The organism is Providencia sp. SP181, assembly GCF_050446505.1.
GTDB classification, from domain to species: domain Bacteria; phylum Pseudomonadota; class Gammaproteobacteria; order Enterobacterales; family Enterobacteriaceae; genus Providencia; species Providencia vermicola.
On the sequence record NZ_JBBPXM010000008.1, the window covers coordinates 38,723 to 52,965 of the forward strand.

Annotated in this window: 11 protein-coding genes; 5 read left to right on the forward strand and 6 right to left on the reverse strand. The window is 41.2% G+C overall.

The window, feature by feature from the left end:
- Window positions 1-12: 12 nt before the first annotated feature.
- Complete coding sequence (locus AABS66_RS14470; RefSeq protein ID WP_430225070.1) at window positions 13-3,726, forward strand: hypothetical protein; 3,714 nt, start codon at window positions 13-15, stop codon at window positions 3,724-3,726.
- A 36-nt stretch (window positions 3,727-3,762) separates the two neighbouring features.
- On the opposite strand, the gene emrD is transcribed toward AABS66_RS14470, so the two are convergent.
- The gene (gene emrD, locus AABS66_RS14475; protein ID WP_206085999.1) at window positions 3,763-4,947 is read right to left on the reverse strand and encodes a multidrug efflux MFS transporter EmrD; all 1,185 of its coding nucleotides are present in this window, start codon (window positions 4,945-4,947) and stop codon (window positions 3,763-3,765) included.
- Between the two features lie 440 nt (window positions 4,948-5,387).
- Between emrD and fpr the strand changes: the two genes are divergently transcribed.
- Window positions 5,388-6,134: a ferredoxin--NADP(+) reductase gene (fpr, locus tag AABS66_RS14480; RefSeq protein WP_206085959.1), complete on the forward strand. Its 747-nt coding sequence runs from the start codon at window positions 5,388-5,390 to the stop codon at window positions 6,132-6,134.
- Between the two features lie 44 nt (window positions 6,135-6,178).
- Here the strand turns inward: fpr and AABS66_RS14485 are convergent, their stop codons facing one another.
- Window positions 6,179-6,598 carry a DUF805 domain-containing protein gene (locus AABS66_RS14485; protein WP_206085957.1) on the reverse strand — a complete coding sequence of 140 codons (420 nt, stop codon included), beginning with the start codon at window positions 6,596-6,598 and terminating at the stop codon, window positions 6,179-6,181.
- Between the two features lie 51 nt (window positions 6,599-6,649).
- Here AABS66_RS14485 and AABS66_RS14490 point away from each other — a divergent pair, with 51 nt between their 5' ends.
- The 3 genes from AABS66_RS14490 (at window position 6,650) to AABS66_RS14500 (ending at window position 9,480) form a co-directional block, all read left to right on the forward strand.
- A complete protein-coding gene (locus tag AABS66_RS14490; protein WP_206085955.1) occupies window positions 6,650-7,264 on the forward strand; it encodes a DUF1454 family protein in 615 nt (204 codons plus the stop codon).
- A 178-nt stretch (window positions 7,265-7,442) separates the two neighbouring features.
- Window positions 7,443-8,213 (forward strand): triose-phosphate isomerase, encoded by a 771-nt coding sequence (gene tpiA / locus AABS66_RS14495; protein ID WP_206085953.1) that lies wholly within the window; start codon window positions 7,443-7,445, stop codon window positions 8,211-8,213.
- A gap of 322 nt (window positions 8,214-8,535) precedes the next feature.
- On the forward strand, window positions 8,536-9,480 hold the full coding sequence (locus tag AABS66_RS14500) for an autotransporter outer membrane beta-barrel domain-containing protein (RefSeq protein ID WP_430225071.1): 945 nt from the start codon (window positions 8,536-8,538) through the stop codon (window positions 9,478-9,480).
- A gap of 287 nt (window positions 9,481-9,767) precedes the next feature.
- Here AABS66_RS14500 and AABS66_RS14505 read toward each other — a convergent pair whose 3' ends face one another.
- From AABS66_RS14505 to AABS66_RS14520, 4 genes are all read right to left on the reverse strand, one after another.
- Window positions 9,768-10,781 (reverse strand): sulfate ABC transporter substrate-binding protein, encoded by a 1,014-nt coding sequence (locus tag AABS66_RS14505; RefSeq protein ID WP_206085944.1) that lies wholly within the window; start codon window positions 10,779-10,781, stop codon window positions 9,768-9,770.
- Between the two features lie 438 nt (window positions 10,782-11,219).
- Window positions 11,220-12,197 carry a 6-phosphofructokinase gene (gene pfkA, locus AABS66_RS14510; RefSeq protein ID WP_047756829.1) on the reverse strand — a complete coding sequence of 326 codons (978 nt, stop codon included), beginning with the start codon at window positions 12,195-12,197 and terminating at the stop codon, window positions 11,220-11,222.
- A gap of 405 nt (window positions 12,198-12,602) precedes the next feature.
- On the reverse strand, window positions 12,603-13,547 hold the full coding sequence (locus AABS66_RS14515; protein ID WP_206085942.1) for a phosphatidate cytidylyltransferase: 945 nt from the start codon (window positions 13,545-13,547) through the stop codon (window positions 12,603-12,605).
- Window positions 13,544-14,185 (reverse strand): lysophospholipid acyltransferase family protein, encoded by a 642-nt coding sequence (locus tag AABS66_RS14520; protein ID WP_206085940.1) that lies wholly within the window; start codon window positions 14,183-14,185, stop codon window positions 13,544-13,546. Before AABS66_RS14520 ends, AABS66_RS14515 begins: the two co-directional genes overlap by 4 nt.
- Between the last annotated feature and the right edge of the window lie 58 nt (window positions 14,186-14,243).

Genomic DNA, 14,243 nt, shown 5'->3' on the forward strand with positions numbered 1-14,243 from the left:
AGGTACAAGGTTATGGATGACCAACAAAAACAACAGAAAGTATTAAAGTTAGGGTTATATCGAAATAGAGGCAGAGTCGCAGTACTAGATGCAAATTCGCCATGGTTGGACGCATTACAAAAAAATCCCGTGTCCTCTCAGGAAGCAAAAGCGTCACATAGCCTATTCAGCTGGCTAATTGATAAGCCTAGAATGATTGGAGAAACTAAGTATCACTTTGTGCTTAGCACCCTACCCGAGGAAACATTTTCGGGTTTTGCCTTTCATTCACTACAGGGCCTATTTGTTGATAGTTTTAATTCACCCCACGAATGGCGTGAAGGCGAACCCCGCGCTCAAGAACAAATTGCCGATTTGCTACTACCCAGCGGCCAATGGCATCGCCATTATGATATCGTGGTGCTTTCTGAAAGCGCCAACGATAAACAAGTTGAATTAATTCGTCACTGGCTGGAATTAACTGGGGGGAGTCTGTTAATCATTCGAGATAGCCAAAAAGCAGCATCTCAACCAGTCCAGCAATTGATAGCTGAATTATCCCCTGTAGAGCAAAATAAAATTCGGCCATCACGAGTGAAACACCATGGTTACCAACACACCATTACGCTTTCCCCAACCTCAATCAATGCACTCAAATTAACCGATGCTTTATTGGAAAATACACAATATTTTTCGATTGCCATTCACGACACTGATGGCAAACCACTTGTTACGTTGCATGATATTGCCCTTGAACGCCACACATCATGGAATTCTATCGCTCAAGCGATTGAATTCCATGTAAATCAAGAGATAGCAGCATTACAGCAAAACCCTATCACGGTGAGATATCAAAATAACACGCTGAATATGACGGGAAAGCACATTGTTTTTTCACAATTTCAGCTAAAGCAACAACGAGGGGAACAAATACTACCGATTTTAGTGACTGAAAACCCCCATAAATATCCCAATCAACTGATTATTGGCACCGTAACAGGGCAATTAGCTCAGCATGATAATATTCAGCGATATCAGATTGTTGAGCAGGCTAAATTTGGCGATGTGACCGTCGATCCACAAACTGGAGAATGGATCTATATCCCCCATGAAACTGCATTAAGATCAAACCTAGATCAATTTGATTTAGCGACAATCAGCCACGATGGTCGCCAATCTGCACCGATTTCCATTCATTTACAAACGGATGAAGCTCCCCAAGTCGTTATACCAGGAAAACGAACCTTTACCCTTTCAGACCCGATTTACCAGGCTCCCAAACGACGATATCACCCCACACCAGAGGGTATGCAGGTTCATGCTATTCAACTGGCGCAAACTCACTTACAGTCACCAAATGACCCTTATTTTAGCCTAACCGCTAACCGCTGGGCACTGCTCAAAGTGGATATCACGCATCCCTATTCAGCTAATTCCCCTGATTTAGTGGCTATTGTCAGCAATAAAGAAAAAAAAATATTGGCACGAGTCGCTCTGACGGGGCCTGACAACCTACCAACTCAATTAACCCCCCTCCCTAATACCACGAATCCCTTAGCTTACCACCAGCACGCCCAAAGTTTTACCGCACCCATAAAAGGTGAATGGGTACAACCTGGTTTTCAAATTGTTATCGTTGCCAACCAAAAAGCCTTGATTACCCCAGAAACAAACCAATACGGCCTCATTTCACCCAACGTCACATTGGATAGTCATATCACCGCCTATGTTGATAACTATACCCTATACCAGCACGGCCACGGTATTTATGCTTATTCTCCACTGAGCTGGGGACAAGAAGCAGTGACGATGTTGCCAATTAAGCAACTCACTCTGTATAGCTCCCCTGCAACCACTCGAAGCCCAGGCGTGCCCCCTTATAAAGAACTCGCTTATGACGCAGAAAATTTAATTCACCCTAAATATGATAATCCCAAAAAAGCTCCTCACCATCTCAACTCACAAATCAACTGGGCATATTTAAATAGTTCACAATTTCACAATTCAAATCATTCAGATGAAATTTACCATTATTCGGCGATTCAGCCATTTACCGCATCACTCCGTTATCATGTTCTCGGCTTGGCGAGGCAACATGTAGGCGGCGGCATACATGACCCAGCAACCTTATGGCATGAAATCTTTGGTCATGGGTTAGGCTTATCTCATACCAATGTTAAAAATACGAAATACCCTTATGACCCAACAGCCCACGGCCCAACGCCTGCCTATAACCAACACCGCCAGCACTATTCCACTTATCAATACCAAGATAAACATGGAACCACTGTTCCCCTTTACCCAGCGATGTACTCCAGCCTCTCCGATTTTACTAGCGAACAATATGATGCATTTTTGCCCCACGCTGATTATTTTAACCAACGTATTTCGCAATTTTTAAGCCAAAAAACACGCTGGCAACCGAATCACATTAAAGGGGAAGATATTGAGGATAACAACTTTGCAGGGGATGGTTTTTACCAACGTTGGAACGAAGCAGAAAAACAGTGGGAAACCTTAACGCAGGAAAATTTCACCCAATATTATCCATACAAAAATATCGATGAATGGCCCCATCAACGTGATGTACCAGTGTATTGGCTTCGCGGTCAGTTATCCTTCAAGGACGACATTCCTCATCCTTATAATACTTTACTGGTGGACCGTACAATCGGTAACCTATCCGCTGATTATCATAACCTTGAAACGGGTAAAGGCCGCCCTTATTACCCCTATCATAGCCATGCCATTGTGGTGACTTATGCAACACCCAAAGGCCTAATAACAGAAAAGTTACAAGTCAAAATATATAAAAATGATATTAGCTTAAATATTGCAGACAAAGGAGAGCTGGTTAAATTCGCAATATACCCGCTCAACCCTCAAAAAGAACTGGGGCGAGAAATTATCCGATACACCAACCCTTCCTCATTGGCAAATCGTTTATTTGCAAATAGCCACACTGATGAATTGCCAGAGAGACTCATTTTGGATAACTACTGGCAAGGAAATACACTTTTTTGGGCAAGTACAGATGCAGATGCTATTGATTTTTCAACGGGTAAAGTAAATAAAGAAAAAATTACACCACTAAGTGCACTAAAGGCAAATTGGGTTGTAGGTGGCAAACTACATCAACAGTATTTTTCTTTATCTGACCCATTTGGCGTGAAAGATAACGTGTATACTTCTCAATCTTTCACGCCAATAAATCACCTCAATAAACAGATAGAAACATCACAGGAAGTTGTATGTATCGCCGTCCGCGCTGAACAGTTATTGATTGCTGATATGAATATTTACCAGGAAATTGACATAACGAGCTTATCATTACCTGAAGGTGAGTATCGTTATTGGGTAACTCTAAAGATGGTTGATAAAAAGGGTGAACAACAAGAAAAGACGCCACTGGAGGATTGGCACTTTTCACATGAAAAGACGACATTAACAGTAAGAGGAACCATTGACAGCACACCAGGCTTAGAATGCACTGATATCGTTATTCATATTGACTCACATTTACAAGATAGTATCAACGCGAGGAAAATTTGGCTTGTACAAGACAAAAACTCACTGCTAACAGAGGATAAGACATTTTTAGATTATCATCGTCCAGTTGTGTTTAATGCACTCGCCAACCAAGCGGAACTTATATCGGCGCTTCCAACACAGGAGGCATACACGGCGACTTCATCGTCCGATATTGCCACACCGAAACCCTATTTAGTGGGGATACCTACTCAATAAATAATTAGGCGGGCACCCCCGCCTAACTATTTAATATTAAACTGTTCTTTCCGAATGCCCCATACGACGAGCCAGCGGCAGCCAACACAAGAGTACAAGAACCGACATCAAAAACATCAGCAAGCCAAGACTAAATTGCCCATGCTGTGGCATTAATGAAGAAACCCATGTTGCAACCCCAGAACCGACATTTTGTAAGCCCCCCACAAGTGCGCCCGCAGCGCCCGCCAAATAAGGGAATGGCTCCATCGCTCCTGTGGTCGCAAGCGGAAATAACATACCTGCTCCAAAGAAAAATACGGCGGCAGGGACTAACAACGTCCACGTATTCATGATGCCAAACCAACTCGGCATCCACATCATTAAACCTGCCAGCAAACAAATTAATACCGATTGCCACATCAAGTTGTAGAACGTTTTTCCTTCACGCCCTGCATACCACGCACCAAAAAAGGCAGCGGGGATAGGTAATATAAATAAAATACTGACAGTAATGCTACTGAGGCCCAATACACCGCCCATTAAAACACCGCTACTCGCTTCAAAAACAGCAATTCCCGCCAGCGCACCAATTAACATCGATAAATAAGACAAAAATGCCCCATTAGAGAGTAACTCACAATATGACGCCACCATTTTACGTTTTTCTGGGGATACAGGCCGTGTTTCAGGTAGCCACCGATACATGCTAAATAATACGCCCGCACCTAGGATAAATAGGAAAATATAACAGGCATGCCAACCAAAAAAGTGAGCCAATATTCCACCAAACATCGGCGCTAATAATGGACTTACCAAAACACCCATATTTAATAAACTATTTGCATAGCGCAATGCCGTGCCTTTATATAAATCTCGGGGCATGGTTCTCGCCATAACACCCGCAACCCCTGTACCAAGGCCTTGCATACCGCTTGCGATAGTGAGCGTATTTAAAGTCGGCGCAAAAATCGCCACAATGGTCGAAAATAAGAAAATAGTCAGCCCCGCTAAAATAACAGGACGACGACCAATTTGGTCGGATAATGGCCCATATAATAGTTGCGAAAAACCATATGAAAATAAATATGCCGCCATCACCTTCTGAACGGCACCAGAAGGTTCATTAAAGTACACTGCAATTTCAGCAATCACAGGGACATAAATAGTTTGCGTCATTTGGCCAACAGCCGCCAATGCAATAAGCATTAATAACAGATTGAAATGTTCCAGCTTTCTCATTTTTCTCTCGGACACAGCAAAAATTCCAGACACACAGCAACCCAGTATTATTAAAAGTTAATAATACAAACCGAATATTGGAATTTAATGACGAATATTTAAATGTTGTTTTTACGCATTAGAACTATCCCAGATAAACAACAGATAGCACGTTTTGCTCTAATGTGATTAAGATAACAAAATTTACGTTTTTTTCTAAGTAGCTCGACATTTTAGTTTACACACCAACGGCAGCTATATTCGCCACATCTGTCAACATAACTGTACATTAAAATTAATAAATAACTATTATTAAGAATAAAACACTGGAACACATTATCGATAAGCATAAATAGTGAACTGTTTTAGTATTAAATCCTAATGAGCAATACCCCGACTAACTTAAGGTAAAACATCACTCACTTAGCGGGATTGATTTTGAAATAATAAGAGGTGGATTTATGGCAAATTGGGTAACTGGGAAAGTGATTGAAGCCAAGTTTTGGACTGATACATTGTTTAGCCTTGTCATCGACGCCCCCATTAAACCTTTTACTGCAGGACAATACGCTAAACTTGGCCTTGAAATCGAGGGAGAACGAATTCAACGTGCCTATTCTTATGTGAATGCCCCCAGCGATAACCGACTTGAGTTTTATTTTGTGATTGTTCCCGGGGGCAAACTGAGTCCCAAATTAGCACAGCTAAAGCCTAACGATACATTACAAATAACAGATGAAGCGGCAGGTTTTTTTGTCTTAGATGAAATTCCAGCGTGTAAAAATTTATGGATGCTTTCAACTGGGACAGCTATTGGCCCATTCTTATCAATCTTACAAGAAGGAAAAGATCTCGAACGATTTGAAAAAATCGTTTTATTGCACGCTGTTCGATATGAAAAAGACTTGAGCTATCTGCCATTAATGCAGGAACTTGAGCAACAGTACCAAGGAAAATTAAAAATTGTCACTGTTGTCAGTCGAGAGCAAACCCAAACATCTTTGCATGGTCGAGTCCCTGCCTTAATTGAAAGTCATGCTCTCGAAAATGCGGTTGGTTTATCCCTTTCGCCTGAAACTTGCCATGTGATGTTATGTGGTAACCCTGAAATGGTACGTGACACACGAGATACGCTAAAAATTAGCCATGGAATGATTAAGCATTTGCGCCGTAAGCCTGGTCATATTTCCAGCGAGCAATACTGGTAAAGAGAGATAAACACTACCCTGAATATTTCAGGGTAGTCAATGCGTTATAAATAACTCACAGTCTCAGTTTTTTCACCGTATTTATTCGCACTATCCATTCCGACAAACACACCACAATCCAATAGCATAATCATCGCAATAAATAGGGGTAAGAATCGCCCAATTCCCCACTGCCAAATAGGTTCGAACTGGCTGACATCCATTGAATAAAGCGCAAAAGCCAATACAATTAATGCGAACCACCCACCTGATTTTCCTCTGTCGTGTAGGCGCTTTGAAAAAATCGCGGCTAAAGGATAAAGCAAGAGGACAAAAAGAAAAAGAGTAACCATTTCAGGTAATAAAAACGTATTCTGTAACAGGACAATCACAGCCACCAAAATAAAGCTGGCAGCGATACCGACCCAAAATGGTCGCCGCCCTATTCGACCTTTGAAGGAAAAAGCCCATTGTTGTAATGTCATTACTTATAATCCTGATACAATGTGAAAACCCAAAGAATGAGTGGCAAAAAAATGACTCAAACCTTAATTCGTTCGATATCCGCCATCATAACCATTTTTACACTCAGTGCGCCACCATTGGCATTCGCCCAAAAAGTGCCAACCTTACCTGATACTGATTTTGAAGTCGCTTACTTAGCCCCTGATGCGGCTTCTTTTAACCTCACCATCCCTGAGTTACGCACTCAGTTTAATCAAGCCTATAAAGATTTATATCTTCATGAATATAAAGTCATTGCGAGCCAAGACATTGCAGCTCCTTATATTCGTGCCGCTTCCCGTATCAATCAACAAATTTATTCTTCTGCAGTGTTAGAACGCGGTAGTGAAAAAATTAAAAGCTTACAAATTACCTTACTCCCAACAGATAACGTACAAGAAGCCCAAGAAAACCGTCAATTAATGGAACGCTATACGCTTGCAATCATCCATCAATTTGCCCCAGATGTTTCTTTAGATAAAGCCCCAGAGCTAACCACTGCCTTAAATAAATTTATGGCAGATCAAAACCCAACCCGTGCAGAAGAAGCTCGGTTAGGCGACCTGCGATATATTTTAGTAAAAAGTGACAATAATGTGCTTACTTTTGCTGTTGAACCGATTAAGCTAGAGCAACAAACACCCTAAACAGACTGTGATCACGCTCTAAGAACAAGCATGATGAAAAGCAAAGCTATTATGCCCTAATGTTCTTATAATACTTAAGGTGAATGGCGACAAAACTGTCCCGTTGCGTTGGCAACATTAATGCGCAATGAATAACTTATTGATTAATCATTCAAACTCTCTGGTTGGAGGAAATAACATGCGACATCCATTGGTAATGGGTAACTGGAAATTAAACGGCAGCACCCATATGGTCAATGACCTGATCGCAGGTCTGCGTAACGAACTGAGCAGCGTCGATGGCTGTGATGTAGCTATCGCACCACCCGCAATCTACCTGACTCAAGCAAAACATGCTCTAGCGGGCAGCCGCATTGCATTAGGTGCACAAAACGTTGACGTTAACTTGTCTGGCGCATTCACGGGTGAAACATCGGCTGAAATGCTTAAAGATGTAGGTGCAAAATACATTATTATTGGCCACTCTGAGCGCCGTACTTACCACAAAGAGAGTGATGAGTTTGTTGCTCAAAAATTCGCAGTGCTGAAAGAGCAAGGCTTAATCCCTGTTCTGTGTATTGGTGAAACCGAAGCGGAAAACGAAGCAGGTAAAACTGAAGAAGTTTGTGCTCGTCAAATTGACGCAGTGCTGAACACCTTAGGTGCGCAAGCATTCCAAGGTGCCGTCATCGCATATGAACCAATTTGGGCTATCGGTACAGGCAAATCCGCAACGCCAGCACAAGCACAAGCTATTCATAAATTCATTCGTACCCATATTGCGAAAAAAGATGCGGCGATTGCTGAGCAAGTCATCATCCAATACGGCGGCTCAGTCAATGCAAGCAATGCTGCTGAATTATTTACTCAGCCAGATATCGATGGCGCATTAGTGGGTGGCGCATCCCTGAAAGCAGATGCATTTGCTGTCATTGTCAAAGCAGCCGCTGAAGCGAAAAAAACAAAATAAATTTATTTTGTTTTTAATGATTAGCCGCCATTATTGGCGGTTTTTTTATTTAACGAGTAGCAAATTTTTAATTATTAAAGTTACGAATAATTTAAATTAATATTATTTTTAAAATCAAACGTTTGAGAAAACTCATTACCTCACACAAAAAATAAAAAACAATAAAACCAATTAAATTCAAAGTGATAAATATAATATTCACATCTTTAGTTTATCCACTATCAAATAATAACAATAGACACTACTGAAAGTTTAATTCAAATTTATCCTGCTTAACAAATTAGTAAATAACAATTAATAAAGTTTACTTTAAAGGATGAAAATGAAATATATAATTAGTTTAGTATTTAATATTATAATTATATTTCCAGCCATTTGCTTTTCAGAAACAAATAATGATTTTTGGCGAATTAAAACCAATGTCTATATGGAAATAGAAGAATATCAAGGGCAAGTCGATGCATTTAAAAATAAAGTGTACGATAAAATCAGTACCGTAGGCCAATTATCCCTGACAAACCCAGCATCTCAGTGGCGATTTGACATAGAACACCGCGAATCACTGAGAAACCATGGGCGTAATTTCAGTACTTCCCGTGATTCTTATCTTCGTAGCCGCACTCAACTTGACATTACAAAACAATTTGTTAAAACACCACAATCAGACATTGAAATTGGCGCACAATATCGAAAAGAATCTAATGACTCCCCACCAGGAACCAAAGTACGCTCCTCCAATAGCTTATACGCACTAACACCAGCGGGTAACTATCATTTTAATGATAAATGGTCTTTTAATTTCTGGCTTTCTTATTATTATTACAGTAATTATTTTAGTTCTAATAGCCATGAAGCAGAAACAGAATTTGGAGCCACTTACCAACACTCTGAGGCCTTAAAAGCAAAACTGACCTTATACTTTGACAAAGCATGGGATAAACACTTCAGTACTCGGTTTATGCAATCACAAGTCCGCGCTTATTTACCTTTCACTTTAAAGTCTGATTGGCGTATTACGCCTTATGTTCGTTATGCTTTACAGGAAGACACCTATGATGAACATTTTTATCTCGTTCAAAAAATTAATAACGGTTTTCGTCTAGGAACAAATATCGAATATCAAGCCACTCCATCCTTAACATTATGGGGTGGTGTCGCCTATGAACCCTCAACATGGAAACATCCAAAAGATGATGGTACAACATCTGGTAATAATAATAAGCAGACGCTTTATCTCGGAAACATTGGCGTAAAATACCTTTGGTAACCGCACTAGTTAGTACACATAAGTATGTGACTCTACGGTTTAAAATATCAAAATACCAATTTTCAAAATAGTTTGAGTTGCAGCTAGGCGGCAAGTAAGTGAATCCCTAGAAACATACATAAGTATGTGACTAGGGTGAGCGCACGCAGCCAACAACGCTGCGGCTCAAAATATGAAGAAAATACAGGAGCATACATAAATATGCGACTAGGGTGAGCGCACGCAGCTAACAACGCTGCGGCTCAAAATATGAAGAAATCTCCCTGCAAATTGAAATATGACGAGTATTAACGCTGAATTATCTCATCAAATACTCCCCCATTCGCAAAATGTGTTTTTTGCGCTGCCTGCCAGCCACCAAAATCCTTATCTACCGTTAGCAACTTCAATTCTGGAAACTGCTGCTGGTATTTTTTTGCAACTTCACTATCTCGTGGTCGATAATAATTCTTAGCAGCAATTTCTTGCCCTTCTGGTGAATAAAGATGTGTAAGATAGGCCTCTGCGACCTCTCTGCGATCACGCTTATCAACTGTTTTATCAACAACTGCGACCGTTGGCTCTGCTAAGATGGAAATACTGGGTGTAACCACTTCAAACTGGCCATTTTCACCTAATTCATTGATAGCAAGTAACGCTTCATTTTCCCAGGCAATTAATACATCACCAATGCCGCGTTCAACAAAGCTATTTGTCGCCCCTCGAGCCCCTGAATCTAATACTTCTACGTTTTGATAAAGCTGCTTCACAAATTGCTTCGCTTTTTCAGGATCTTGTTGATTTTTATTTAGTGCATAACCCCAAGCAGCTAAATAATTCCATCGTGCACCGCCTGAAGTTTTCGGATTTGGCGTCACCACAGAGACATCTTTGCGGACTAAATCATCCCAATCGCGAATGTTTTTTGGATTATCTTTACGGACTAAAAAGACAATCGTTGAGGTATAAGGAGCTGAGTTATCGGGGAGTTTTTCTATCCAGTTTTTATCTATTCGCCCACTTTGCGCAATAGCATCCACGTCATAGGCTAAGGCTAACGTAACAACATCCGCCTCTAACCCATTAATAACTGAGATAGCTTGTTTACCAGATCCACCATGAGACTGACGCACGGTAACAGTATCCCCCGTTTTCTTTTGCCAATAATCACTAAACTCCTGATTATATTGCTGATAGAACTCACGCGTAGGATCATAAGACACATTCAACAGTTGAATATTTTTCGCCCAAGCCCCCGTCGTCAATATTAATAACAATGCGGTCGTTAATTGTGATTTTGTTACCTGCCATGAACGTGCCATTTTGAGCCCTCATCAAATTGTCGATAAGGCGAGGCTGACAGATAGCATCAATAACTGGAAATAATTAAAAAGAAAAACTTATGCTTACGGGGAATATATGAACAGGTAAGGGAGAGATTTAAGTTGTGACTAGGGTTAGTGAGTGTAGCCAACACCCCTACTGCTTGAAATATGACAAATATCTATCTTCTAAATAATTTAAGTTGTGCCTAGGCGGCAAACGAGGATAGCTCAGGGAGCATACATAAGTATGTGACTAGGGTTAGTGAGCGTAGCCAACACCCCTACAGCTTGAAATATGACAAATATCCATCTTCTAAATAGTTCAAGTTGTAGGTAGGCGGCAAGCAAAGCTAATCCCTAGGAGCATACATAAGTATGTGACTAGGGTTAGTGAGCGTAGCCAACACCCCTACAGCTTGAAATATGACGAAGATTTTAGTAGAGCTTCTTAGCTGTATCAAACCAATCCTTCTTAAAGACGCGTTTCATATTCATTACCGCATCAATGATATCATGGTGAACCAATTTCTCATTTTGGATACCCACGCAGCGGCCGCCGTAGCCTTCAAGTAGTAATTGAATGGAGTATGCGCCCATGCGTGATGCTAAAATACGGTCATAAGCCACTGGCGAGCCACCACGTTGAATATGGCCGAGAACCGTTGCGCGAGTTTCGTGGTGTGTTTCTTGCTCAATATATTTGGCTAACTCACCCACGTCACAAACGTGTTCAGTGATAGCAACGATTGCATGGCGTTTGCCTTTTTCAATACCGCGTTTGATTTCAGATAACAATTCTTCGCGATCGAACGCCATTTCTTGCTCAGGCAATACAAGGAATTCGCACCCGCCCGCGATCGCCGCAGATAATGTTAAATCACCACAGTAACGTCCCATCACTTCAACAATAGAGATACGTTTATGAGATGTAGAGGTATCACGCAAGCGGTCAATTGCTTCAACAACGGTTTCAAGCGCAGTAAAATAACCAATGGTGTAATCGGTTCCTGCAACGTCATTATCGATTGTACCTGGTAGACCAATGCACGGGAAGCCTGCTTCGGTCAGTGCTTTCGCACCCAAATAGGAACCGTCACCACCAATAACGACTAGCGCATCAATATGATTTTTCTTCAGATTTTCAAAGGCTATTGCACGTACTTTTTCATCACGGAATTGTGGGAAACGAGCTGAGCCTAAAAAGGTGCCACCGCGGTTGATCATATCCGATACGCTGTATCTATCTAATTGTTTCATGCGGTTTTCATACAGGCCAAGGTACCCATCAAAAATACCCATCACTTCTAGCCCTTCACCTAAAGCAGCACGTACCACACCACGGATCGCGGCATTCATACCTGGTGCATCGCCACCACTCGTTAAAACCCCAATTCTTTTAATCTGCTTGACCATGATGACCTCTGATTAATGAACATAAAATTGCAAATCGATAAAACCGTTACGCTGCTAATCTTTTTAACGCTAATTACGCTGGCTTACTAGTGCTGAATTGATTCACCTAACAACATAATACGGCAAAGAGTGAATTATGCATCTGCTTTCCATCAAGCTTTTATGTTTTATTGTGATCCAGTTTACATAATTCTAGCCGATCACCCCAATAGGTAAATCTTTCAATGCAAAAAAAGCCCTCGAGTACCAACTAAAGCGAATTACCCTAGTTGAATCTTAGTTTGAAATAAAAATTAAGTATTGATGATAACACTTAAATTCCTTCTATGCTGTACCTATAAAACAAAAGAAAAGCACCATTTGGTGCTCTTTTAATTAACGAACAAAAACGAAAATAAAATTGGCCTATGTATAGTAATAACGCGTTAAATGGAAAAAAATAGGCGCGGCAAAACACAATGAGTCAATGCGATCCAGCATGCCCCCATGCCCTTCAATAATCGCCCCAAAATCTTTAATACCACTATCACGCTTAATGGCTGACATACATAAACCACCCACAAACCCCATAATCGTGATCGCCAATGACATTAAACCAGCAACCCACCAACTGAATGGCGTAACCCAATATAAGCAAATTCCAATCAGTACAGAGGATAAGATCCCACCAACAAAGCCTTCTATCGTCTTATTTGGGCTCAATTTAGGTACAATCGGACGTTTACCCATCAGTTTACCGAATACATACTGCAAGACATCGGAAATTTGCGTCACAATAATTAAGAAGAGCAATAATTTCACGCCCTCCCCTTCATAACCCTCAATATTGAGCATCAACAACGCGGGAACGTGGCTTAAACAGAAAACCGTCACCAACATCCCCCATTGAATTTTTGCCGTGCGCTCAAGAAAATGAAAGGTATCCCCTGCGAGTGCAATACGTGTAGGTAAAAAGAGGAAAACAAACACAGGCACAAAAATTGAAAACATCCCATACCACTCAATACCGACCAGAAGGTATTGCAATGGAATGAAAATAAAGAAACACCAAAATAACGCTTCATGATCACTTCGCCGTGTTGGCGTTAAAGTAATAAACTCGCGCAACGCAAAGAATGATATCAATGCAAATAAAATAACGACTGCAATGTTGCCAAGTACTACCGCCAATACGCAGATAATACACATCACCCACCATGCCCGGATACGAGCATTCAGGTTATCAATGGTTGGATTGCTTTTATCACCAGAATAACGGTAAGCCAAGATCCCACCAACGACACTCGCAAATACTAATATTCCAAACACACCCGATAACAGTAAGGCTAATTCGCTGTCCCAAACGCTCATGGCATCAACTCCTCTAGCGCTTCTTTGGCGCGTTGCAAAAATTCAGTTTTATTTTCAGCTTCGGTTAAAGGAGAGATAGGCTTACCGACTACCGCAGAGCAAATAACAGGCACAACTAATTTAGACCCTTTTGGCAATACGCGGTTAAGGTTTTCAAGGTAGATGGGGACGACTTCAACATCGGGATATTTTTTCGCTAAATGGTACAGGCCACTTTTAAATTGACCTAGCACTTCGCCACTACCACGGGTTCCCTCGGGGAAAAATATCAATGAATGCTTTGCTGCCAAAACGGACTCAAGAGGCTCCAAGATATTACCTTGCGCAGGTTTGTCCCCTTTTCTATCGACAAGGACAGCGCGAAAAACGTTATTCACTAAATAACGGCGAAATGGCGTTTTATCCCAATAATCTTTCGCGGCGACAGGGTGAACAAAATGGCGCATCAGCGGCGGTAAACCAGACCAAATGACTAACCCATCTAAGTGGCTTGAATGATTTGCATAATAAATACGCGGGGTTATGGCAGGCTGACAGCCAACCCAACGAGTACGAACCCCTGTTAATAAACGGCAAGTTCCCGATAACAGCATTCCCATTCCTTTTGCAAGAAGGGAAATTTTCTGCACTTTTTCCATCTTTTTTCCTTGTTAGCGTTTTATCAAACATAAAACTGCAACACCATGAAAAAACCTG